At 68.7% G+C, this 21,175-nt stretch carries 23 protein-coding genes and 1 pseudogene; 10 read left to right on the forward strand and 14 right to left on the reverse strand.

Features of this window, described 5'->3' with window-relative positions; genetic code table 11:
* Positions 1-57: 57 nt before the first annotated feature.
* The 6 genes from rlmB to AC069R_RS26475 all read right to left on the reverse strand — a co-directional run bounded on the left by rlmB (position 58) and on the right by AC069R_RS26475 (position 5,228).
* Entirely contained in the window at positions 58-999 is a 942-nt protein-coding gene (gene rlmB / locus AC069R_RS26450) for a 23S rRNA (guanosine(2251)-2'-O)-methyltransferase RlmB (RefSeq protein ID WP_478769302.1), read from the reverse strand.
* A 99-nt stretch (positions 1,000-1,098) separates the two neighbouring features.
* Positions 1,099-2,499: a cysteine--tRNA ligase gene (gene cysS / locus AC069R_RS26455; protein ID WP_478769303.1), complete on the reverse strand. Its 1,401-nt coding sequence runs from the start codon at positions 2,497-2,499 to the stop codon at positions 1,099-1,101.
* A 132-nt stretch (positions 2,500-2,631) separates the two neighbouring features.
* The gene (locus AC069R_RS26460; protein ID WP_478769304.1) at positions 2,632-3,036 is read right to left on the reverse strand and encodes a PPOX class F420-dependent oxidoreductase; all 405 of its coding nucleotides are present in this window, start codon (positions 3,034-3,036) and stop codon (positions 2,632-2,634) included.
* A gap of 85 nt (positions 3,037-3,121) precedes the next feature.
* Complete coding sequence (gene ispF / locus AC069R_RS26465) at positions 3,122-3,613, reverse strand: 2-C-methyl-D-erythritol 2,4-cyclodiphosphate synthase (protein ID WP_478769305.1); 492 nt, start codon at positions 3,611-3,613, stop codon at positions 3,122-3,124.
* Positions 3,603-4,376 carry a 2-C-methyl-D-erythritol 4-phosphate cytidylyltransferase gene (gene ispD / locus AC069R_RS26470; RefSeq protein WP_478769306.1) on the reverse strand — a complete coding sequence of 258 codons (774 nt, stop codon included), beginning with the start codon at positions 4,374-4,376 and terminating at the stop codon, positions 3,603-3,605. The genes ispF and ispD overlap by 11 nt, the downstream gene beginning before the upstream one ends.
* A 369-nt stretch (positions 4,377-4,745) precedes the next feature.
* Positions 4,746-5,228 (reverse strand): CarD family transcriptional regulator, encoded by a 483-nt coding sequence (locus AC069R_RS26475; protein WP_003953493.1) that lies wholly within the window; start codon positions 5,226-5,228, stop codon positions 4,746-4,748.
* 615 nt (positions 5,229-5,843) lie between these two features.
* On the opposite strand from AC069R_RS26475, the gene AC069R_RS26480 reads away from it, so the two are divergent.
* Complete coding sequence (locus AC069R_RS26480; RefSeq protein ID WP_478769307.1) at positions 5,844-6,548, forward strand: copper chaperone PCu(A)C domain-containing protein; 705 nt, start codon at positions 5,844-5,846, stop codon at positions 6,546-6,548.
* An 83-nt stretch (positions 6,549-6,631) separates the two neighbouring features.
* On the opposite strand, the gene phoP is transcribed toward AC069R_RS26480, so the two are convergent.
* Both phoP and phoR read right to left on the reverse strand, forming a co-directional pair.
* On the reverse strand, positions 6,632-7,303 hold the full coding sequence (phoP, locus tag AC069R_RS26485) for a two-component system response regulator PhoP (RefSeq protein WP_467267396.1): 672 nt from the start codon (positions 7,301-7,303) through the stop codon (positions 6,632-6,634).
* Between the two features lie 5 nt (positions 7,304-7,308).
* Positions 7,309-8,616, reverse strand: coding sequence for a two-component system sensor histidine kinase PhoR (gene phoR, locus AC069R_RS26490; RefSeq protein WP_478769308.1), 1,308 nt, complete (start codon positions 8,614-8,616; stop codon positions 7,309-7,311).
* 224 nt (positions 8,617-8,840) lie between these two features.
* On the opposite strand from phoR, the gene phoU reads away from it, so the two are divergent.
* Both phoU and AC069R_RS26500 read left to right on the forward strand, forming a co-directional pair.
* Positions 8,841-9,530: a phosphate signaling complex protein PhoU gene (gene phoU / locus AC069R_RS26495; RefSeq protein ID WP_128790653.1), complete on the forward strand. Its 690-nt coding sequence runs from the start codon at positions 8,841-8,843 to the stop codon at positions 9,528-9,530.
* Between the two features lie 239 nt (positions 9,531-9,769).
* Positions 9,770-9,925, forward strand: a complete 156-nt coding sequence (locus AC069R_RS26500) for a hypothetical protein (protein ID WP_478769309.1) — start codon at positions 9,770-9,772, stop codon at positions 9,923-9,925.
* A gap of 80 nt (positions 9,926-10,005) precedes the next feature.
* Here the strand turns inward: AC069R_RS26500 and AC069R_RS26505 are convergent, their stop codons facing one another.
* Entirely contained in the window at positions 10,006-10,470 is a 465-nt protein-coding gene (locus AC069R_RS26505; RefSeq protein WP_478769310.1) for an ArsI/CadI family heavy metal resistance metalloenzyme, read from the reverse strand.
* 137 nt (positions 10,471-10,607) lie between these two features.
* Between AC069R_RS26505 and AC069R_RS26510 the strand changes: the two genes are divergently transcribed.
* From AC069R_RS26510 to AC069R_RS26520, 3 genes are read left to right on the forward strand one after another with little or no spacing between them, the layout of a single operon-like run.
* Positions 10,608-11,009: an ArsR/SmtB family transcription factor gene (locus tag AC069R_RS26510; RefSeq protein WP_478769311.1), complete on the forward strand. Its 402-nt coding sequence runs from the start codon at positions 10,608-10,610 to the stop codon at positions 11,007-11,009.
* On the forward strand, positions 11,006-12,085 hold the full coding sequence (gene arsB / locus AC069R_RS26515; protein ID WP_478769312.1) for an ACR3 family arsenite efflux transporter: 1,080 nt from the start codon (positions 11,006-11,008) through the stop codon (positions 12,083-12,085). The genes AC069R_RS26510 and arsB overlap by 4 nt, the downstream gene beginning before the upstream one ends.
* Positions 12,078-12,494, forward strand: a complete 417-nt coding sequence (locus AC069R_RS26520; protein WP_478769313.1) for an arsenate reductase ArsC — start codon at positions 12,078-12,080, stop codon at positions 12,492-12,494. The genes arsB and AC069R_RS26520 overlap by 8 nt, the downstream gene beginning before the upstream one ends.
* Positions 12,495-12,509: 15 nt before the next feature.
* Here AC069R_RS26520 and AC069R_RS26525 read toward each other — a convergent pair whose 3' ends face one another.
* The 4 genes from AC069R_RS26525 to AC069R_RS26540 all read right to left on the reverse strand — a co-directional run bounded on the left by AC069R_RS26525 (position 12,510) and on the right by AC069R_RS26540 (position 15,591).
* Complete coding sequence (locus tag AC069R_RS26525; protein WP_478769314.1) at positions 12,510-12,863, reverse strand: antibiotic biosynthesis monooxygenase family protein; 354 nt, start codon at positions 12,861-12,863, stop codon at positions 12,510-12,512.
* An 86-nt stretch (positions 12,864-12,949) separates the two neighbouring features.
* Complete coding sequence (locus AC069R_RS26530; protein ID WP_478769315.1) at positions 12,950-13,975, reverse strand: tetratricopeptide repeat protein; 1,026 nt, start codon at positions 13,973-13,975, stop codon at positions 12,950-12,952.
* 143 nt (positions 13,976-14,118) lie between these two features.
* The gene (locus AC069R_RS26535; RefSeq protein ID WP_478769316.1) at positions 14,119-14,448 is read right to left on the reverse strand and encodes a hypothetical protein; all 330 of its coding nucleotides are present in this window, start codon (positions 14,446-14,448) and stop codon (positions 14,119-14,121) included.
* A 42-nt stretch (positions 14,449-14,490) separates the two neighbouring features.
* Positions 14,491-15,591, reverse strand: coding sequence for a DUF1152 domain-containing protein (locus tag AC069R_RS26540; protein WP_478769317.1), 1,101 nt, complete (start codon positions 15,589-15,591; stop codon positions 14,491-14,493).
* 80 nt (positions 15,592-15,671) lie between these two features.
* Between AC069R_RS26540 and AC069R_RS26545 the strand changes: the two genes are divergently transcribed.
* The 4 genes and pseudogenes from AC069R_RS26545 to AC069R_RS26560 all read left to right on the forward strand — a co-directional run bounded on the left by AC069R_RS26545 (position 15,672) and on the right by AC069R_RS26560 (position 20,145).
* A complete protein-coding gene (locus tag AC069R_RS26545; protein ID WP_478769318.1) occupies positions 15,672-16,412 on the forward strand; it encodes a GntR family transcriptional regulator in 741 nt (246 codons plus the stop codon).
* A 186-nt stretch (positions 16,413-16,598) separates the two neighbouring features.
* Positions 16,599-17,036, forward strand: a pseudogene (locus tag AC069R_RS26550) (ATP-binding protein).
* Positions 17,037-17,963: 927 nt separating this feature from the next.
* Positions 17,964-18,350 carry an endonuclease domain-containing protein gene (locus AC069R_RS26555; RefSeq protein ID WP_478769319.1) on the forward strand — a complete coding sequence of 129 codons (387 nt, stop codon included), beginning with the start codon at positions 17,964-17,966 and terminating at the stop codon, positions 18,348-18,350.
* Between the two features lie 658 nt (positions 18,351-19,008).
* Positions 19,009-20,145, forward strand: a complete 1,137-nt coding sequence (locus AC069R_RS26560) for a hypothetical protein (RefSeq protein ID WP_478769320.1) — start codon at positions 19,009-19,011, stop codon at positions 20,143-20,145.
* A gap of 47 nt (positions 20,146-20,192) precedes the next feature.
* Here AC069R_RS26560 and AC069R_RS26565 read toward each other — a convergent pair whose 3' ends face one another.
* Positions 20,193-20,729, reverse strand: a complete 537-nt coding sequence (locus AC069R_RS26565; RefSeq protein ID WP_478769321.1) for an endonuclease domain-containing protein — start codon at positions 20,727-20,729, stop codon at positions 20,193-20,195.
* Between the last annotated feature and the right edge of the window lie 446 nt (positions 20,730-21,175).

A 21,175-nucleotide genomic window follows, 5' to 3' on the forward strand; every position in this document is an offset into this window, starting at 1 on the left:
CGTAAGGGTGAAGTTCCGGACGGGTGTTCAGTCCCGTCGGCGCGTCGTCGCGACGGCTCAGCTCCGCCTGCGGGCGGCCTCGTAGAGCACGATGCCCGCGGCCACACCGGCGTTGAGGGACTCGGTGCCGCCCGGCATCGGGATGCGCACCCGGAAGTCGCAGGTCTCGCCGACGAGCCGGGACAGGCCCTTGCCCTCGCTGCCGACCACGATCACGACCGGGCCGGACAGGGCCTCCAGCTCGCCGATCTCGGCCTCGCCGTCCGCGGCCAGACCGACGACCGTGACGCCCGCCTTCTTGTACTGCTCCAGCACGCGGGTGAGGTTGGTGGCGCGGGCCACCGGGGTGCGGGCGGCGGCACCGGCGGAGGTCTTCCAGGCGCCGGCGGTCATCCCGGCCGAGCGGCGCTCGGGCACGACCACGCCGTGGCCGCCGAACGCGGAGACCGAGCGGACGACCGCGCCGAGGTTGCGCGGGTCGGTGACCCCGTCGAGCGCGACGACCAGCGGGTCGGCGCCCTCGTCGGCGGCGGCGTCGAGCAGGTCCTCGGGGTGCGCGTACTCGTACGGCGGGACCTGGAGGACCAGACCCTGGTGGTTCAGGCCGTTGGTCATGCGGTCCAGCTCGGGGCGCGGGGCCTCCATGAGGTTGATGCCGCCGCGCTCGGCGGCGAGCTGGAGGGCCTCGCGGACGCGCTCGTCGTTGTCGATGAACTGCTGCACGTACAGGGTCGTCGCGGGGACGCCCTCGCGCAGCGCCTCGACCACCGGGTTACGGCCGACGACCAGCTCGGACGCCGACCTGCCGCCGCCCCGGCGCGCCTGCGGGCGGCCCTGCGAGCGGCGGACCTTCGCGGCGGCGGCGCGCTGCTTGGCGTGCCCCTTGCGCATCTCGGCGGGCGGGGTCGGGCCCTTGCCCTCCAGGCCCCGGCGCCGCTGGCCGCCACTGCCGACCTGCGCGCCCTTCTTGCCGGACATGCGGCGGTTGTTCGCGGCCATGAGTCACCTGTTCCGTGAGCTTTGTTCGTACGTACGTCTTATGCAGTGTGCCGCCCGGACGGCCGGGCGGCACAATCGATCAAGGGGCGCCCGCGGTGGCTAGCGCGCCCCGAGGGTCCAGCGCGGGCCCTGCGGGCTGTCCTCGATGGCCAGTCCGGCCTGGGCGAGCTGGTCGCGGATGGCGTCGGCGGTGGCCCAGTCCTTGCGGGCGCGGGCGGACTCGCGCTGGTCGAGGACGAGCCGTACGAGGCTGTCGACGACGCCGTGCAGGTCCTCGCCCTGACCGGACTCGCCGGCCCAGTGCGCGTCCAGCGGGTCGAGGCCCAGGACGCCGAGCATGGCGCGGACCTCGGCGAAGCGGGCCACCGCGGCGTCCTTGTCGTCGGCGGCGAGCGCGCTGTTGCCCTGCCGGACGGTGGTGTGCACCACCGCGAGGGCACCGGGGACACCCAGGTCGTCGTCCATCGCCTCGGCGAAGGCGGGCGGCACCTCGGCGGCGGGCTCGACGCTCTTGCCGGCCAGCTCGGTCACCCGCTGGAGGAAGCCCTCGATACGGCCGAACGCGGCCTCCGCCTCGCGCAGGGCCTCCTCGCTGTACTCGATGGTCGAGCGGTAGTGCGGGGTGCCCAGGTAGTAGCGGAGCACGATGGGCCGCCAGCGCTTGACCATCTCGGAGACCAGCACGCTGTTGCCGAGCGACTTGGACATCTTCTCGCCGCTCATGGTGACCCAGGCGTTGTGCACCCAGTACCGGGCGAACTCGTCGCCGAAGGCCTTGGCCTGCGCGATCTCGTTCTCGTGGTGCGGGAAGATCAGGTCCAGGCCGCCGCCGTGGATGTCGAAGGCGGAACCCAGGTACTTGTGGGCCATCGCCGAGCACTCCAGGTGCCAGCCGGGCCGCCCCCGCCCCCACGGCGTCTCCCAGTCCGGCTCGCCCGGCTTGGTCGCCTTCCACATCGCGAAGTCACGCGGGTCGCGCTTGCCGGTGATGCCCTCCTCGGCGGGCTGGCGCATCTCGTCCAGGTCCTGCTTGGACAGCTCCAGGTAGCCGGGCCAGGAACGCACGTCGAAGTACACGCTGCCGTCGGCCTCGTAGGCGTGCCCGCGCTCGATGAGCGCCCGCATCATCTCGACCATCTCGGTGACATGGCCGGTGGCACGGGGCTCGTAGCTCGGCGGGAGGCAGCCCAGGGCGGTGTAGCCGTCGTTGAACGCCCGCTCGTTCTCGTACCCGATGGACCACCACGGGCGGCCCTGTTCGCGCGCCTTGGTGATGATCTTGTCGTCGATGTCCGTGACGTTGCGGACGAACGTCACCTCGTAGCCGCGGTACTCGAACCAGCGGCGCATGATGTCGAAGTTGAGGCCCGAGCGGATGTGCCCGATGTGCGGGGCCGCCTGCACGGTGGCACCACACAGGTAGATCGAGACACAGCCCGGCTTGACCGGGTCGAAGTCACGGATCTGCCGGGCGCTGGTGTCGTACAGGCGAATAGTCACCACTCCAGAGTAGTGGGCCCTGCCTAGTGCCTCACGCCCCTTCCCCGCTTTACGGCGCCCTGTCCGCTGTTTACGGCGCCTGTCCGCGCGGCGTCCGCCCCTTCGCCCCCTCCGCCCGCGTCCGCCCGGCGCTCAGAGCCGCCCGACCACCTTGCGCGGGGTGATGCGGACGACGACTCGTTCGGCGTCCCGGGAGGCCTCGGGGTTGAACTCGGCGTACTTCTTGCCCGTGTACTTGAGGCTCAGTTCGTCGATGAGGGCCTGGCCGCCGTCGGTGGTCAGTTCGGCGGTGCCGCGGATCTCGGCGTACTCGTAGGGCTGCTCGGGGTTCATGACGACGACGGTGACGCGGGGGTCGCGGTCGAGGTTCAGCTTCTTGCGGCGGTCGACCGTGGTGGAGAAGAGGAGCTGCTCGCCGTCGCGCTTCACCCAGACCGGGGACATCTGCGGACTGCCGTCGGGCTGGACGGTGCCGACGACGATGAACACCTTGCCGTCGAGCAGGGACTTGAGCCGGTCGGACAGGGCGGCGGGCATGGGTACCTCCAAAAAGGCCGCGGACGGTGACTCTCCGGGTACCCTCGCACGCTCCCGGCTCACCCGCACCAGGAGAGCGCGGGTTTCAGGCGGTCCGCACCACCAGCGCCGTCGCGACCGCCATCAGCCCCTCGTCGCGCCCGGGGAAGCCGAGCCCGTCGGTCGTGGCGCCGGACACGGACACCGGTGCGCCGGCCGCCGCGGAGAGGATCTTCTGGGCCTCGTCCCGCCGCTTGCCGATCTTCGGGCGGGGGCCGATCACCTGCACGGCGACATTGCCGATGGTGAAGCCCGCGGCGCGCACGATCCGCGCGGCCTCGGTGAGCAGCGTGACCCCCGACGCGCCCGACCACTCGGGCCGCCCGGTGCCGAAGTGCTGCCCGAGGTCGCCGAGCCCGGCCGCGGAGAACAGCGCGTTGCAGGCGGCGTGCGCGACCACGTCCGCGTCCGAGTGCCCGGCCAGCCCCGGCCCCTCGCCCTCCCACTTCAGGCCGGCACACCACAGCTCGCGGCCCTCCTCGAAGGCGTGGATGTCGGTGCCGATGCCGACCTGGGGCAGCACCGTCTCAGTAGCCATCGTTGAGCCTCCTGCGGGCCAGGACCGCCTCGGCGAGGACCAGGTCCAGCGGGCGGGTCACCTTGAACGCCTCCTCGTGGCCGGGAACTGTCACCACCGGCAGGCCCAGCTGCTCCACCATGCTCGCGTCGTCCGTGACGTCCCCGGTCACCGTCTCGTGCGCGCGCACCAGCGTCGCCCGGTCGAAGCCCTGCGGCGTCTGCACCGCCCGCAGCCGGGCCCGCTCGGGCGTGGCCACGACCGGTTCGGGCGCGCCCGGCTCGGTGGCCGGCGCGACCTCCTTGACGGTGTCGGCCAGCGGCAGCGCGGGCACGACCGCCGGGGCGCCGGCCCGCACGGCCTCGATCACGGCGTCGACGGTGTCGACCGGGACCAGCGGGCGGGCCGCGTCGTGGACGAGGACGACGCCGTACTCCGGCGGTACGGCCGCGAGGCCGAGCGCCACCGACTCCTGGCGGGTGTCGCCGCCGGGCACCACCACGAAGTCGGTCCGCTCGGGCAGCGCGTGCGCGTCGAGCAGCGACTTCACCTCGCCGGGACCGTCCGCCGGGGCGACCACGACGACGAGGCAGACATGGCGGGAGGCGGCCAGGGAGTGGACCGCGTGGATGAGCATCGGCGTGCCGCCGAGCGTCCGCAGCGCCTTGGGGGCGCCCGGTCCGAGCCGTACGCCCCGGCCGGCGGCCGGAATCACGGCGGCGACGGGGGCCTGCGCGGGCGCCGGGGGCGGCACGGCGGGCGAGGAAGGCGATTCGTCAGACATCGGTTCCTGTCAGGTTTGTGTGCTCGACCTAGTTGGGTATGGCCTTCAGGAGTGCCGGGCGCGACGCCCTGACCGGACCCTTTCCGTGACCCTGGTCGAGCGCCCACCCAGGGCGCGGCATCTCGAGTATCGGGGGCCCGCTTCGTTTTCAGGGGCTTTCCGGGGGGTACGCCACAGACGGCGCCGCGGGGACGAACATGCCGCAGCGCCCGGCGACAAAAACGAATGTCATCGGGCACCGCGGCATTTTCGCTGTGCTGAGAATGTGCGAGAGCACTGTGCTGAGCGTGCGGGAGTGGGGGCGAGGGACAGGGACCGATCAGTTCAATCAGCCATTGACCGGGAATCGCCGCCCACGGCACGGGCACGTCAGGAGGCGAGCACCTCGTCGAGCAGGGCCTCGGCCTTGTCCTCGTTCGTGTTCTCCGCGAGAGCCAGCTCGCTCACCAGGATCTGGCGGGCCTTGGCGAGCATGCGCTTCTCACCGGCGGACAGTCCGCGCTCGCGCTCGCGACGCCACAGGTCACGCACGACTTCCGCGACCTTGATGACATCACCGGAGGCGAGCTTCTCCAGGTTTGCCTTGTAGCGACGGGACCAGTTCGTGGGCTCCTCGGCGTACGGCGCGCGCAGCACCTCGAAGACCCGGTCCAGTCCGTCCTGACCGACCACATCACGCACGCCGACGAACTCCGCATTGTCCGCTGGCACACGCACCGTGAGGTCACCCTGGGCGACCTTCAGCACCAAGTAGGTCTTGTCCACGCCTTTGATCTGGCGAGTTTCGATGGCCTCGATCAGCGCGGCCCCGTGATGGGGATAGACCACGGTGTCGCCAACCTTGAACGTCATGTGACAGGTACCCCTTCCGTGGCTATCCAGGGTAACACGGATACGGCGTCTTCTGAATGGCGTTTTCGCAGGTCAGGGCATATCTCGGGGCTTGACAACAGCAACCGGAACGTGCTTCGAAGGGCCTCCGGAAGCGGGAATTCGCAGGTGGGAGGGGCTGTCCGGACGGGGTGAAACGCGTACGTCACACACCTCGCGCACGCGCTCCGAGCGGGGAAACATCCCGATTTGTCCGCTTCCTAGCGTACGACTTCCGCTACTCCGTTCGGAGGCCGGGGGGCCATGTGAGCCGATTCAAGAATTGATCAGTGACGGCCGGACGGGTGATCCGGTGATCAATTTCGGGACGCCCGCGCATTCCTTCACGGAAATTTTGCGCGCGGTTATGCGAATGGCGTACCGCCACCCGGCAAAGCGGCTGGAGCGGCCGTTGTGACCGCCGGGGCGCCCGTGGTGCCGTCCGGCCACGTACCCCCACCTGGCGGGAAGCCCGGCGCGAGGGGGAGGGTCGGGTGCGATCGCGTGGGGACGGCTCGGTAACCTGAAGCCGCCGACAGACACTTAGGGTGGCTTTACAAGGGAAGCCGCCCCTGCGTTCAAGGAGTTGCCGCCGCCGTGAGCAGCAGCCTTCGACGCGGCGCCCTCGCCGCGTCCGCCATTGTCTTCTCGATCGCCTCGCTCGCCGCTTGCGGCGCCGGCAACGACTCGCAGACGCTCGAGGTCAAGCCGGACAACGCGGCGACCAGCGTCGGCGACATCAAGGTCCAGAACGCCCTGGTCATCACCCAGCCGGACCCGAAGTCGACCGGCCCCGCCGTGGTCTCCGCGACGCTGTTCAACTCGGGCAACGGCGACGAGACCCTCCAGTCGATCAGCATTCCGGGCACCAGCGACACCGTGAAGCTGACCCCGGCCAAGGGCGGCAGCCTGACCGTCCCGGCGCACGGCTCCCTGATCCTGGGCGGCCGGGACAACGCCTCCGCCGAGATCCCCGGCGGCCACCAGAGCGTGCAGGACGGCAACGCCCAGCCGGTCACCTTCACCTTCAGCAAGGCCGGCGCGGTGAGCCTGCGCGCCTTCGTGGTCCCGGCCACCAGCTACTTCGACAAGTGGGGCCCGTCCCAGCTCCCGTCCGCGCCGGCCACCAACTCCCCGGCCCCCGGCGCCACCGCCTCGGGCGACACCAAGCCGGGCAAGCACGGCAAGGTGAACCCGTCGGCGAGCACGGGTGCCACGGGCTCGACGGGCGCCACCAGCTCCACCGGCCCCGACACGACCCCGAGCGGCTCCGCCTCGCAGTCGTCCGGCACGGGTCACTGAGCGGTCGTACGGCCCTCGCCCACGCGCCACGCGGAAGGGCGGCACCCCCGAGGGGTGCCGCCCTTCCGCATACGCCGGCCGGTCTACGGCTCGAACTTGTAGCCCAGGCCGCGCACCGTCACCAGGTAGCGCGGGGCGCCCGGATCCGGCTCGATCTTGGCGCGCAGGCGCTTGACGTGGACGTCCAGGGTCTTGGTGTCGCCCACGTAGTCGGCGCCCCAGACCCGGTCGATCAGCTGCATCCGGGTCAGCACCCGGCCGGCGTTGCGCAGCAGCATCTCCAGCAGGTCGAACTCCTTGAGCGGCAGGTCGACCTTGGCGCCGGCGACCGTCACCACGTGCCGGTCGACGTCCATGCGGACCGGGCCGGCCTCCAGGGCCGCCGGGGTGACCTCCTCCGGCTCGCCGCGGCGGCGCAGCACCGCGCGGATGCGGGCGACCAGCTCACGGGAGGAGAAGGGCTTGGTGACGTAGTCGTCGGCTCCTATCTCCAGCCCGACGACCTTGTCGATCTCGCTGTCCTTCGCGGTCACCATGATCACGGGGACGTTCGAGCGGCCGCGCAGCTGGCGGCACACCTCGGTGCCGGGCAGGCCCGGCAGCATCAGGTCGAGCAGGACGAGGTCGGCGCCGTTGCGCTCGAACTCGTCGAGGCCGTCGGGGCCGGTGGCCGCCACGGCGACCTCGAAGCCCTCCTTGCGCAGCATGTAGGACAGAGCGTCGGAGAAGGACTCCTCGTCCTCGACGACGAGCACTCGGGTCACGGAAGGACCTCCGGGGAGGGAAGCGGTTCGTACGGGGATGGCTCGGTGGGACCGGTCTCGTCGTCGAGGCCGGGGTCCGGATGCTGGAGCGCGCGGTCGCGGGCCGCGCCCGCCTCCGGCAGCCTGAGGGTGAAGGTGGAGCCTTGGCCTTCGGCGCTCCAGACGGTGACCTCCCCGCCGTGCGAGGCGACCACGTGCTTGACGATGGCGAGCCCCAGGCCGGTGCCGCCGGTGGCCCGCGAGCGGGCCGGGTCCACGCGGTAGAAGCGCTCGAAGATGCGCTCCTTGTCCTTGTCCGAGATGCCGATGCCCTGGTCGGTCACGGCCAGCTCGATCATGTCACCGCCGGGGGCGCTCACCCGGCGGGCGGCGATGCCCACGCGGGTGCGGGCCGGGGAGTAGTTCACCGCGTTCTCGACCAGGTTGCCGAGGGCGGCGGCCAGCTGGCCCCGGTTGCCCCAGACGTGCAGGTCGGCGGTGCCGCCCGCCCGTCGCCCGCCACCACCCTGATCGAGCCCTTCGGGCACACCCACATTCGTGGCCATGGTGATCTGCTTGGTGCCCGCCTGGTGGCGGCAGCGGTCCACGGCCTCGGCGACCAGCTCGTCCACCTGGACGGACTCGGCGTCCTCCAGGGGGTCGTCGTTCTGCACCCGCGACAGGTCGATGAGCTCCTGCACCAGGTTGGTCAGCCGGGTCGCCTCGATCTGCATGCGGCCCGCGAAGCGCTGCACGGCCTCGGGGTCGTCGGAGGCGTCCATGACGGCCTCGGACAGCAGGGAGAGGGCGCCGACCGGGGTCTTCAGCTCATGGCTCACATTGGCCACGAAGTCCCGTCGGACGGCCTCGATCCGGCGCGCCTCGGTCAGGTCCTCGACCAGCAGCAGGACCAGACGGGAGCCGAGCGGCGCGACCCGCGCGGAGACGGCGAGGGCCTCGCCGCGTCCGCTGCCGCGCCGGGGCAGATCCAGCTCGACCTGGCGTATCTCACCGTCGCGCCGGGTGTCGCGGGCCATCTGGAGCATGGGCTCGATGGAGAGTTTGCCCCCGCGCACCAGCCCGAGGGCGTAGGCGGCGGAGCTGGCCTTGACGACGGCGTCGGCCTCGTCGAGGACCACGGCGGAGGAGCGCAGCACCGAGAGAACGGTGTCCACGCCGGGCGGGAGTACGGGATCGGTGTGCAAGGAAGTCCTGGTCGGTCGCTTCTGGTCGCGTTCGCTCCAGCGGAACGCCAGCATGGCGATGACGCCGGTGAGCACCCCGGCGATCGCTGCCGCTGCGGCGACCGCCGCGTTCACGTCCATGTCACCAGGTTAGGCATGGGGTACGACATGCCCACAGCCGATCGGGTGCGACCTCGAACACTCGTCGCCCAGAGTTCACCTGGGGGCCAGTACCGGTTCATTTGGGGAGCCGGAAACGGACGCGTACGGGGCACACCGTGGGAGCGTGGGGTTCGCACCGCCGGTTCTGCCGCCGGGCCCCCGGACAACGACCCCCGGAACACGTATGACGAGAGGGAACCCTGATGCGGGACGCGTACCACGAGGAACTGGACTCGATCGGCGACGGTCTGGTGGAGATGGCCCGGCTGGTCGGCTCGGCGATCGGACGCGCCACGACCGCCATGCTGGACGCCGACCTCAAGCTCGCCGAGAGCGTGATCGAGGCGGACCAGAAGGTCGACGAGCTCCAGCACGACCTGGAGGCGCGGGCGATAGCGCTGCTGGCCCGGCAGCAGCCGGTGGCGACGGACCTGCGCATCGTCGTCACGTCGCTGCGCATGTCGGCCGACCTGGAGCGCTCCGGCGACCTCGCCCAGCACGTGGCGAAGCTGACCCGGCTGCGTTTCCCCGAGCGTGCCGTCCCGCAGGACCTGCACGCGACCATCCTGGAGATGGGCCAGCTCGCGCAGCGCCTGATGGCGAAGGCCGCCGAGGTCATCGTGACCAAGGACGTCGATCTCGCGCTCCAGCTGGAGCAGGACGACGACGAGATGGACCTGCTGCACCGCACCCTCTTCCAGCACCTCATCGACGACCGCTGGAAGCACGGCATCGAGACGGCCGTGGACGTCACGCTGCTCGGCCGCTACTACGAGCGCTACGCCGATCACGCGGTCGCCGTCGCCAAGCGTGTGGTGTACCTGGTGACCGGTGAGCACGCGGACGAGATCCAGTCGGACATCCAGCCGGTGACGGGGGTGGAGGGCGCGTAGGCCCTGGCCGGGCGGGGGCCGGGGGCGGGGGCGAGAGGTCGGGTGCCGTAGGTGAGATGCCGTAGGCCACGTCCCGTAGGTGAGATGCCGTAGGTGTGGAGCCGCGGGCGGGGGTCGGCTGCCCCCTGGGGCCAACTGTGGCGCATCCGTGCGCCGTTGATGCGCCCGGTCGGCTGGGCATGGAATGGGTGAGGGCATGCCTGCCCCGGCAACTAGGCCCCGGCGTCTAGGAGGGACCCATGACCGACTCCCCCAGCACCACCCCCGACCCCGCGCAGGAGCGCGAGACCGAGCAGCCCGCGAAGATCAGGGGCCTGCCGCTGGTCGCCGCGTGCGGCTGCGGCTCCGGCTGCGGCTGCGGCTGCCAGTCGGGCGCGCCCTGCCAGTGCGGCTGACGGCAGAGCCGTCGTAGGGCCGGTACGGACTCCCTTCGTACCGGCCCTTTCCGCGCGCCGTCACGCTCGTACGACCGGATTCAGCCGCAGCAGGCCGACGGCGGGACCGGTTCGGTGGCCCGCGTGGCGCAGCAGCCGTCGGGGGCGGCCTCGGGGTCGGCGCTCCTGCCGAGGCTGTCGGCGTCGCCCTTCACGACGTACACCTCCCACGGTTCCTTGCCGGGGCCGTGCACCCACACCTTGTCCTGGAGGGCGTAGCAGCAGGAGGTGTCATTCTCCTCGAAGGTGGCGAGGCCCGCCTCCCTGAGCCGGCCGGTGGCGGCGGTGACCTGCTCGGTGGAGCCGACCTCGACGCCGAGGTGGTCGAGCCGGGTCTCCTCGCCGGGTTCGCCCTGGAGGAGGACGAGCTTGAGCGGCGGCTCGGCGATCGCGAAGTTGGCGTAGCCCTCGCGCCGCTTGGCCGGCTCGGTGCCGAACAGCTTCGCGTAGAAGGTGATCGACGCCTCCAGGTCGGGGACGCGCAGGGCGAGTTGGGCGCGGGACATGACGGAACTCCCATCCGTTTCGGCTGCCGCCTGCGACGGCCGTATCGAACTACGGCAGCCGGTCGAACGACGACGGCTACATCGAAGGCTGTCGATGCAGGATTGCGCGCTGCATCGAAGGATGTCAACATAGACGCATGTCGAATCAAGACCTGGTGCTGCTCGGCCGACCTGACGGAGCCGACGGAGCCGACGACGGTTGCTGCCCCGGACTGCTCACCGCTCCCCTGGACGAAGACCAGGCCGCGGAACTGGCGAAGGTGTTCAAGGCGCTCGGCGACCCCGTCCGGCTGCGCCTGCTGTCGATGATCGCCTCGCGCGCGGGCGGCGAGGTCTGCGTCTGCGATCTGACCCCGGCCTTCGACCTGTCCCAGCCGACGATCTCGCACCATCTGAAGCTGCTGCGCCAGGCCGGCCTGATCGACTGCGAGCGGCGCGGCACCTGGGTCTATTACTGGCTGGTCCCGGAGACGACCGACCGCCTGGCGGGCATCCTGACGCGCCCCGCCGGCGCGCCCCTCCCCGGAGCCGCCACATGACCGTCGTACCGGCCGGGGCGAAGGCGGCCCGGCGCCTCTCCTTCACGGACCGCTACCTGGCCCTGTGGATCCTCGCCGCCATGGCCGCCGGACTGGGCCTCGGCCGCCTGGTTCCGGGCCTGGGCGGCGCGCTGGCCGAGGTGACCGTGACCGGGGTGTCCCTGCCGATCGCCCTGGGACTGCTCGTGATGATGTACCCGGTCCTGGCCAGGGTCCGCTACGACCGCCTCGGCACCGTCACCCGCGACCGCCGCCTGCTGCTGCCGTCGCTGCTGCTCAACTGGGTGGTCGGCCCGGCGCTGATGTTCGCGCTGGCGTGGCTGTTCCTGCCGGACCTGCCCGCGTACCGCACCGGTCTGATCATCGTCGGACTGGCGCGCTGCATCGCCATGGTCATCATCTGGAACGACCTCGCGTGCGGCGACCGGGAAGCCGCCGCCGTGCTGGTCGCCCTGAACTCCGTCTTCCAGGTCATCGCGTTCGCGGCGCTCGGCTGGTTCTACCTGTCGGTGCTCCCCGGCTGGCTGGGTCTGCCACGGACCGGCCTCGACGCGTCGACGCCTCAGATCGCCCGCAGCGTCCTGATCTTCCTCGGCATCCCCCTGGCGGCCGGCTACCTCACCCGCCGCATCGGCGAGAGGACCAGGGGCCGTACCTGGTACGAGTCCCACCTCGTCCCCCGCATCGGCCCGTTCGCCCTCTACGGGCTGCTGTTCACGGTCGTCGTCCTCTTCGCCCTGCAAGGCGACGCCATCACCGCACGGCCTTGGGACGTGGCCCGCATCGCGCTGCCGCTGCTGGCCTACTTCGCCGTCATGTGGGCGGGCTCGATGACCTTGGCCCGCGCGGTCGGCCTGGACTACCCGCGCGCCACGACGCTGGCGTTCACCGCCGCGGGCAACAACTTCGAGCTGGCCATCGCCGTCGCGATCGCCACGTTCGGTGCCTCTTCCGGCGAGGCCCTGGCGGGCGTGGTCGGCCCCCTGATCGAGGTACCGGCGCTGATCGCCCTGGTTCACGTCGCCCTGCGCACCCGCCGCCACTTCACTGTTCAGGAAGCCCCCTCCCATGCCTGACCTGTCCCCCGCCCCCTCCGTCCTCTTCGTCTGCGTCCACAACGCGGGCCGCTCCCAGATGGCCGCCGCCTTCCTCACCCACCTCGCGGGCGACCGCGTCCGGGTCCGCTCGGCCGGCTCCGCCCCCGCGGACACGGTCAACCCGGCCGTCGTCACGGCGATGGCGGAGTCGGGCATCGACATCTCGGCCGAGAGCCCCAAGGTCCTCACCGCCGAAGCCGTCGAGTCCTCGGACATCGTCATCACCATGGGCTGCGGCGACACGTGCCCGGTCTTCCCCGGCAAGCGCTACCTCGACTGGCAACTGCCGGACCCGGCCGGCCAGGGCGTCGAGGCGGTACGCCCGATCAGGGACGAGATCGAACGCCGGGTCCGTGACCTGCTCACCGAGATCGCACCGCCGGCGTGACGGCGCGGCCAGGGCCTACGCCCGCGTGAACCCGTGACTGCGCTCCACCTTCGCCACGTGCAGCGTGTACCTCCGGTACCACTCGGCCCGCCCCCGCTCCTGCGCCGCACGGTGCTCGGCATTGCTCCGCCACTGCGCGAGGCCGTCCGCGTCACGGAAGTACCCGACGGTGACGGACAACCCACCGGGCGTCTGCGCGTGATCCGCCCCCAGATATCCGGGGACGTCCTTCACCAGGTCTTCCATGCGTGCGTTGGTCTCGCTGTAGCCGCTGCGGTCCTCGGTCGGGAGCGCGGTGAACACGGCGACGTAGTAGGGGGGTTCGAAGGCCTCGACGGGCACGACGGCCGCCTTTGACTGATCACTCATGACGTCACTGTGCGCCAGCTCCGCCCCAACGCTCCAGGGTCTTTCCCGAACGGGATCCGTAGGGGATCCCTCTCTTTGCCGAGGAGTCATCCCGCGACGCGGGTCGCCCGCTCGCGGAGTTCGCGGGCCTCCGGCACTCCGTCGTACCGCCGCAGCCGGACCCGCATGTCCTGGAGGGCCGTCTGGACCTTCACCGAGCGGATGCCGTCGGCGCAGTCGAGGAAGTCCCGCCAGGTGGCCATGGCACCGTCCACGTCGCCCTGGCGCAGCCGGACCCCGCCAAGGTCGGCGAGGACGATGGCGCGGGTGCGGCGGCGATCGAGGCCGTGGATGTCGAGGGCGAGGTGGAGATGTTCCTCGGCGGCGTCGAGGTCGCCGAGGCGGGAGAGGATCATGCCGGATTCGTGGGCCCAGCGGCCGGGAGAGTAATGGGCCGCCCAGGAGTCGCCACCGACCGCAGCCGGCCTGCCGATTGCGGCCTCGGACATGGCCAGATGCTTGGTGGCCATGCGTCGGTCGTCGTCCTGGGCGGCGGCGTTGGCGAGGGTGGCTTCGTAGTAGGCCACCGCACGGGGGTTGTCGAGGTGGCGGCCGTACTCCACGCAGGCTTCGCCGAGTTGGACGGCCTCGGCCCGGTAACCGAGGTCGACGCACTGCACGGCGAGCCCGCGCAGTGCCGTGGCGGAGAGTTCCGGGTCTCCGGCCTCGGCGGCCAGGCGGAAGGAATGCGCGAAGTAGCGCTGGGCGAGCCCGCGTAATTCAGGGGTGTCGCCTTCGTCCTGGGCCATCCAGCCGGCGAGGTGGACCAGCTGTGAGGTGGCGGCGAACAACTCGCGCCCCGTGGCCTCGGTGAAGCGCCCTTCCAGCCAGGGTGCGACGTCCTGGGTGAGGTAGCGGACGGCCAGGTGGCGGGCATGGCCGCCGCCGAGTTCGGAGGCCGAGTCACCGAGGGCTTTCACCATGTGGCGTACGGCGGCCACTTCGCCCCGGCCGACGCGGACGGCTCCGGGCAGGGCGGTCCTGGTCCGGCGGGTGATGCTGTCCGTGTCGGGCAGGCCGAGCGCGGACAGGGCGTATCCGCTGGAGGCGAGGATGAACTCCCGACGTTCCACGTCACTCCTTCCCGGACGCGGGACTGATGCAACGGTATCGGTGTGCGGGGCGGCCGACAGGGGCTTCCGGGAGGTGGATCGCCTCGGGGTCGGGCTCCAACACCTGTGCGACGTAGCTCAACTCGGCCGAAGGAATCTGGTCCCTACTCCGTCGGCGTTGCCAGGTCAACACCGCATCCCTCGGTCCCGCCCATCTGATGCCCGCCCTGCGTCGTGGCTGCCCGGGCCCTTGCCTCTTCGATGTGGCTCGGACGGGTGCTCAGCCGAAGTTGACGGCCTGCGTAGGCTCCGCCCACGACTGTGACTACGGAGCCGACCACTGGCCTGTTTGCGGGGACGACGTATCCGTCACCGATTTCGGCGCGGTCGACCACGCCGATCTCCCCGGACGGAACCTGCATTCTGAGCCCATAGTGCATGTGCTTGGCCACTGTTCCGCTCGTCAGAGACCAGTTCGTCAGCTGCTCAAGCATGACCCAAGCCTTCCAGAAGCAAAAGGACAATGGGATAGAGGCTCAAGGTTCGAAGTCCGTCGCAATCCGCCACAGGGGCACGTCGTACTGTTCCGGGCAGTTCTCGATGAGCAACTGGCCTAGCTCCTGGCGTTGGTCGCCGCCGAAGCACAGTGCCTCGGCGATACGACGGAACGTCGTATGGGTGACTCCGCGACTTCGGGCCTCGGCCTCGAACTGGGTGAACTGGGCCAGGATCGTCTCTGGGTTCAGCGGCGCCGACGGCCGGTCCTTGAGGCGGGCGGACTTGGCACGCTCGTAGTCGATCTCCGAGAAGCCGGTGACCTTCCGGCTGTACGCTTCGGCTTCGTCCAGGGTCGCGGTCGTCAGGATCGAGCGGGCGAGGGCGTTGCGGGCCAACGCCTCGTCCAAATCGGCTTCGTGGACCGTAGGGCCCTCGTCAGTCAGTGGTACGGGCAGACCGGCGTCGCGTACCTCGCATGTACCCCGTACTCCTCGGGCTGTCGCCGCGAGCATTCCTGTCGCTTCTGAGGGGTGCCACTCCAGTACGGAGGAGATCGTCTCCACGTCTCCTGGCGTGAAGGTGTGCACGAGAGGGCCCAGCAGGTCGTGGAGGTCGGCCGCGGGGAGTTCGCCGTCCAGGCCTGGGCCCGCGACCAGCAGCCGGACCGGGGCGTTCACCTGGCAGCACGCCGCCAAGGTGAGGGCGTCGGCGAGAGGGCTCTTCAGTGTCGGCTCGTCGCCTCGGGCGAGGATGTCGCCACCCACGTCCAGGAGGTCGATCGAATCCGGCTCCAAGTGGCGTATCAACTCTTCGAGTTGGCGGGTGATGCCCTCGGCGCCGTGGTAGGGATCGATCAGGGCGAAGGTGTGCGGGAGTTCCGCGGCGAGCCGGGGGAGCGTCGAAGCCGCTGGAGCGAGCGGACGTGCCGTGGCCGGCACCGACCAGGCGGCCGGGGCGAGGGGAGCGAGGCCCGTGAAGCCGGCCGCACCTCTGGGGCCGGGCAGTGGGTCGACCAAGAGGCGGTCCCACGCGTACGTGAAGATCACCGCCCTGCCGTCGTCGCCGTACAGGGCGGCATCGAGCATTGCGGCGGCGACCGCGTCGCCCCCTCCCCCTGCCGCGACGATCAATCGCGTCATACAGCCAGCGTACGAGTTTGAGGGTTGGCCACTCACCCTATAGTGGTAAGAGGCCATAGCCACTTGGACGAGGAGGGGGCATGCCTCAGATTGAAGAGGCCCTGCCGAAGTATCTCCAGATCGCGCACTTCATCCGCGATCAGATCCTTCGCGGGGACCTGCGACCAGGCGACGAGGTTCCCTCGGAGCGACAGCTGGCGGCGGACTGGAAGGTGTCCCGGCCGACCGCAGCCCGCTCGCTCGAAGCGCTGAGCCATCAGGGACTGGTCGAGAAGCGGCAGGGGTCGGGCACATACGTCCGAAGCCTGGAAGTGAACCGGCGCGCACGCGAGTTGTACGGGCGGGCCCGCCAGACAGGGAAGATCTACACGGCCGGTGAGTACGCGGTCATCACGTCGGCCGGCTGGCTCGATGCGCCGGACCACGTCGCCGAGGCACTGGGGTTGGTCAAGGACCGTCGGGCCGTGCACCGGCGGCGGGTGACCAACGACCAGGACGGCCCCATCACGCTGTCCACCTCGTGGTTCGCGCCGGACATCGGACAGAGGGCCCCGAAGCTCATGGATCCCGCGCGGATTCAGGAGGGGACCCTGATGTACGTCGAGAACGTGACCGGGCGCCAAGGGAGTTACGCGGAAGACCGCATGTGTGCCCGTACCGCGACGGACGAGGAGGCCGCCGGCCTTCGCCTGGAACCCGGATCGGCCGTCCTGGTCGTCCATCACGTCGTCTTCGACCTCCAGGACCGACCTCTGGAGTTCGCCGAGGCCACCTACCCGCCGCACCGCTGGGCGTTCGAACAGGGATACCCGCTCACCTGACCCAGTGCCAGTTGCCGCGAACCGCTTGCGCGCTGTAACTGGCCAATGCCACTATCCAGTAAGTGGCTAAGGCCACTTACTGGATAGTGGCGGGAGCGATGGTCGGCTGCCCAAACAGACCGTGCTCATGCCGCGTCGAAGCGACGGTGTCTCGTCCACGACGACACCGGCAAGGAGTGAGCACGCATGACCTACATGATCGACCGCACCCCCAGCCCGGAGTCGCCGCGGCTCGGAGCGATGACCTTGCACCCGACACCGGAGTCGGTCTCCCGGGCCCGGCGCTGGTTCTTGAAGTTCATCGCCCCATACAGCCCGGCCTGCTCGGTCGAGGATTGCGCGCTGATGATCTCCGAACTGGTCACCAACGCCATCGTCTACGGCCGGTCGGACGACAGCTGGTTCGTGCGCGTGGAGTGGTTCCGCGAGGGGACCGCGCTGCGAGTCGAGGTGCACAACCCGGGGTTCCCGGTGAACGTGCAACTCTGCCGGCCGGACGCGGAGGAGACACACGGTCGGGGACTCCTTCTCGTCGACGCCATCGCCGACTCCTGACACGTCGGCCTGAGCCCCTTCGGCGGGACGGTCGTCTCCTTCATCGTCGCCGAGGCATGGCCCGACTGAGACGGCATCGAGACGCCTTCAGCCGGGCCCACCGCATGAAAAACGCCCCTCCCCCGCGCCGAACACGCAAGTGAGGGGCGTCATCACGAGAACTACTTCTTCTTGCCCTGGGTCTTGTCGGGGATCTTGGTGAACTGGGTTCTTGCTGGTCAGGGACGGTGGGCTCGTGCGCCTGGTGGTCGTCGTTGGTCGCCATTGGCCACTGTTGAGCGGCCTCGGACGGCCCAGAGACGGCCCAGCTTCGCCGCGCTCGCCTGGCGGTCGGTACCTTCGACGCGCTCAGCCCGAACCTCAGCCGACGACAGCCCGCCACGACGGCGGGTGCGCCAACCGACCACACACGCGTGTGCCTCGCTGTACCCCCCGCCGGCCTCGGCCACGCTGCCTGTTTCGACGGCCAGCGCCTGACAGCGGCGACCGGCCGAGCCCTCAGCTTGGGAAGCTTGGGTCTTCCATCGTGGGTTGCGAGGCTGACGTGCGGCGGAGGAGCGCTAAGGCCGGGGCGATCCTCGGCTTGATACCCGGTGTTGCCCGTGGGTCCCCGCACTATCTGGCACGGATCTGGCACGAGCTCGTCGTCCCGTAGCGACCTGGCTGGGTGCTCGGCCTTGGGCTGCAGTGCCTGCCCGCTGTGGAGACGTTCCAGAGTCAAGTCGGCCCGTACACCGACGGCTCCAGGGCCTTAATCGCCACGCAGGTGAGCTGAGTTGGTATAGCTCTCCTCCGGGGCTCGCTGCATGCGGCTGAGAGGAATGGGCACTGCATGCCCAGAGCGATGTCAGTAGTTCCCGCTACCGTCAAGGGATGCCAAGTCACTACGGAATTCCGTTGACGCGCGACACCTTGCGGGGCTGCGAGGGGTGTGGCGTCATCATCAAGTACAGGGGAGCGGGCCGACGTTCGGGGCACTGCCTTAGCTGTAGCCGGATGGCTCGCCAAGGGCGCCGATACAACCTGACGGCAGGCGATGTGAGGGCCATCCTGGAGTTGCAGGGCGGCGTGTGTGCCTTGTGCGGCAACGGACCCGAGGGGGACGCAGGCTCGTCTTACTGGCACATCGACCATGATCACGACTGCTGCGAGCCGTCAGACGCCGCATGGTCCATCTGCGGAGGGTGCGTCCGAGGCTTGCTTTGCAGTGGGTGCAATGCTCGGGGCGTTGCCTGGTACGAAGCTCTTCCCAGGGATCGTAGGGACTGGGATCGCATGAACGACTACCTGACCAACTCGCCAGCCCGCCGTCTTCACCTTGCTGGAAGGCTGAGGTTCTGCCTAGAGGACATCGTGCGTACCCGTGTAGTCCGGCTCAGATAGGCCTCAGCGCTGACCAGCGGCCCTGAAGAAGTCCCCGGCTCTGAACAGCAGATGCTGTGGGTTTCTGTCTATAGCGGGCGCTCACTTCTTCTTGCCCTGAGTCTTGCGGGGATCTGATGGGCTGGGTTTTTGGTGGTCAGGGGCGGTGAGTTCGTGCGCCTGGCGGTCATCGTCGGTCGTCATTGGCCGCAGTCGAGCCACCTCGGACGACCCAGAGACGGCCCAGCCTGCGCGCACTCGGCTGGCGTCCAGCACCTCAGATGGGAGCCGTCCGAACCTCAACCGACGGCAGTCAGCCACGACGACGGGCGCGCCGGCCGATCACGCGCGTGTGCCTCGTGTCACCCCCACCGGCCTCAGCCACGTTCATCGGACGCACGGCGGTCCGTGCATCTGCGACCCTGGTACATCTATCGAGACGGGAACTTGACACTTTGCTGACACTTGGCCTGCTCGCCTTGTAGCATCAAACCCTTGGGGAGGATGCATGAGCTTTTGGCGGGAACTGGGATTCGGAAGTAATCCGTACGTTGTAAAACCCCTACCATCGAGCGCTGACGGTAGGGAACTGCTCGTCGGGCGGGATGTAGAACTCCGCGCTTTACTGCGTCGTATTGAAGAAGGAGATACGCACGTAGTTCTCGAAGGGCCGAATGGGGTGGGCAAGACCAGCCTGGTTGCAGTGGCAGCCTGGGTGGCCGGTGAACGCTTCCGGGAAAGGAAGAGCAGTCAACTATTCCTACCTTTGCCCGAAGCCCTTCAGATTAAGGAAGATGCGTCTGAGTTCATCAGCGAGTGCTATTTCGCGATCGCTCGCGCATTCCTTGAAAACGAGGAAATCCTAAAACGAGCGGATCGCAAGGTTCCTAAAACGCGAGATGTCAAAGCGTGGCTTGAGGCTCCCCTATTAAAGGGAAGAGGGCTTAGCATATCGTCGCCGTTCGGCGGAGGGGGTGTTACGGGCAGCGCGGCAGCTAACAGTTCGACCGGTTTCTCGAATGCCGGTTTCAGAGCCACGATTAGGTCGTGGCTTCGGGAAGCCTTCCCTGAGGGCACTGGCGGGCTCATTGGCGTGATCGACAACTTGGAGCTCTTGGAAACCTCTGCCACAGCTCGGCGCCTTCTCGAAGAGATACGCGACCCTATCCTTCAACTTGGCGGAATGCGTTGGGTTCTATGTGGTGCGCGTGGAATTGCAAGGAGCGTCGCGGCTACACCTCGCCTTAACGGGGTTCTTTCTGACCCTATCGAAATTACGCCTGTCGCGGATGAATACATTCCGCGTCTTATCGAGACCAGGCTGCGACATTATTCCGTTAGGGATGCCAGTAAGGCGCCGGTTTCCTCCTCATCCTTCGAGCACGTCTACGTGGTGACTCACAAAAATCTCCGCGATTCCCTTCGTCATGCGCAGAGCTTTTCGCAAGAAAACGAGCCAGAGTTCTTTCTGGCTAAATCTGAATCGGAGATTGATTTGGCATTCACTGTATGGCTCGAAGATCAAGCGGTCATGCATGAAGCCAGCGTCAAAATGCAGCCTCGCACTTGGAAACTACTCGCCGACTTGGCCGAGTTCGGGGGAACCTGCTCGCCCAGTGATTATGACGAGTTTAATTTCAATGACCGTGCGCATATGCGTAAGAACGTAGTTGAACTGGAAAGATACGGCCTGGTAAACAGCAGCAAAGATGACGAGGATCAGAGGCGTCGATCGATCGAAATCACTTCGAAAGGGTGGCTCGTGCACTTTGCTCGTTCCCAGGGTCTGGCATCACCCACGATCCCGGGATTTTAGAGTTGCAGAGCTGGAACCTTCGATCGGATCGCGCTGCCCTGACGATTTTAAGTGCGCCGAAGTTGATCGCTTTTCTTGCATGGCCTGCGCTGCTTATACATCCTTGCCGGCGGATCCTGCAGGTAGGAGTTTAGAACGTCGAACGTTCGAAGGTGTGCAGGCAGAGCTTCATACCATGCAACGCCGTAAGAGTTACAGGGGGAGCAGAGTATGCCTCGTACGCACTCTCCGCATGACTCTGAGGACTCGGGGCAGCATGCGTGATCGTGATCAACATGCCAGGCACCCTTTCCTCTAGGGCTGGCGCTTCTGCAGATCGCACACGCTTCTCCCTGAAAGGCCAGCAACCCAACGTAGTCCTCCCAGGAGAGGCCGTAACGCGTTTTTATGTGGAGACGTTTTCGGTATTCGCGGTCACACTCTGTACACTTACACAAAAGGCCTTCAGGGGCATGTCCGGTCGCGGCGAGAAGTTCGCAGTTTTCGCTGACGCTCCCGACAGAGTTCACTCGAAGTGGTCGGGCGACCCCGTCGCGATAGATCTGCAGCGCGTGAGGCTTGCAGAATTTCCCGGATTCGACCATAAGGTCGCATTGAGTGTATGCACACTCAGCTGTCTTGGTCTTCCGAATTACAGGCCTCAGGTCAACGCCGCGCCGTAGTTGTGCATAGTGAGCGGGGCATAGCCCCCTGCGAGTTCCGGGCCGATCACATTCTGGACCTCGGCATATCTTTTGTTTAGCGAAAGTCACCGAGCCTCGCAAAGACTGTGAAAGACGCGCAAGCGTTGAGAAGTATCGAAGCAGCGTAGCAGCGTAGGTCTATGGATCCGTCCTGGCCCAGCCACGAGGTGTCCCGCCCTCTCGGGGGCGAGGCGGCTGATTGCTGTGCGCGCGGCACGGGCGCCGGCCGGGCTGGAGCGGGGCGGAGACAGGAGCGGGGGGGGGGGGGGGGGGGGGGGGGGGGGGGGGGGGGGGGGGGGGGGGGGGGGGGGGGGGGGGGGGGGGGGGGGGGGGGGGGGGGGGGGGGG

Source organism: Streptomyces sp. NPDC043952 (assembly GCF_056435325.1).

Bases quoted from the DNA above. Each gene is read 5' to 3' on its own strand.
- rlmB (WP_478769302.1), bottom strand. From the start codon at position 999: ATGGCCGCGAACAACCGCCGCATGTCCGGCAAGAAGGGCGCGCAGGTC.
- AC069R_RS26460 (WP_478769304.1), bottom strand. From the start codon at position 3,036: ATGCCCGCCGCCCTGTCCGACCGGCTCAAGTCCCTGCTCGACGGCAAG.
- ispF (WP_478769305.1), bottom strand. From the start codon at position 3,613: ATGGCTACTGAGACGGTGCTGCCCCAGGTCGGCATCGGCACCGACATC.
- ispD (WP_478769306.1), bottom strand. From the start codon at position 4,376: ATGTCTGACGAATCGCCTTCCTCGCCCGCCGTGCCGCCCCCGGCGCCC.
- AC069R_RS26475 (WP_003953493.1), bottom strand. From the start codon at position 5,228: ATGACGTTCAAGGTTGGCGACACCGTGGTCTATCCCCATCACGGGGCC.
- phoR (WP_478769308.1), bottom strand. From the start codon at position 8,616: ATGGACGTGAACGCGGCGGTCGCCGCAGCGGCAGCGATCGCCGGGGTG.
- phoU (WP_128790653.1), top strand. From the start codon at position 8,841: ATGCGGGACGCGTACCACGAGGAACTGGACTCGATCGGCGACGGTCTG.
- AC069R_RS26500 (WP_478769309.1), top strand. From the start codon at position 9,770: ATGACCGACTCCCCCAGCACCACCCCCGACCCCGCGCAGGAGCGCGAG.
- AC069R_RS26505 (WP_478769310.1), bottom strand. From the start codon at position 10,470: ATGTCCCGCGCCCAACTCGCCCTGCGCGTCCCCGACCTGGAGGCGTCG.
- AC069R_RS26510 (WP_478769311.1), top strand. From the start codon at position 10,608: ATGTCGAATCAAGACCTGGTGCTGCTCGGCCGACCTGACGGAGCCGAC.
- arsB (WP_478769312.1), top strand. From the start codon at position 11,006: ATGACCGTCGTACCGGCCGGGGCGAAGGCGGCCCGGCGCCTCTCCTTC.
- AC069R_RS26520 (WP_478769313.1), top strand. From the start codon at position 12,078: ATGCCTGACCTGTCCCCCGCCCCCTCCGTCCTCTTCGTCTGCGTCCAC.
- AC069R_RS26525 (WP_478769314.1), bottom strand. From the start codon at position 12,863: ATGAGTGATCAGTCAAAGGCGGCCGTCGTGCCCGTCGAGGCCTTCGAA.
- AC069R_RS26535 (WP_478769316.1), bottom strand. From the start codon at position 14,448: ATGCTTGAGCAGCTGACGAACTGGTCTCTGACGAGCGGAACAGTGGCC.
- AC069R_RS26540 (WP_478769317.1), bottom strand. From the start codon at position 15,591: ATGACGCGATTGATCGTCGCGGCAGGGGGAGGGGGCGACGCGGTCGCC.
- AC069R_RS26545 (WP_478769318.1), top strand. From the start codon at position 15,672: ATGCCTCAGATTGAAGAGGCCCTGCCGAAGTATCTCCAGATCGCGCAC.
- AC069R_RS26555 (WP_478769319.1), top strand. From the start codon at position 17,964: ATGGCTCGCCAAGGGCGCCGATACAACCTGACGGCAGGCGATGTGAGG.
- AC069R_RS26565 (WP_478769321.1), bottom strand. From the start codon at position 20,729: ATGGTCGAATCCGGGAAATTCTGCAAGCCTCACGCGCTGCAGATCTAT.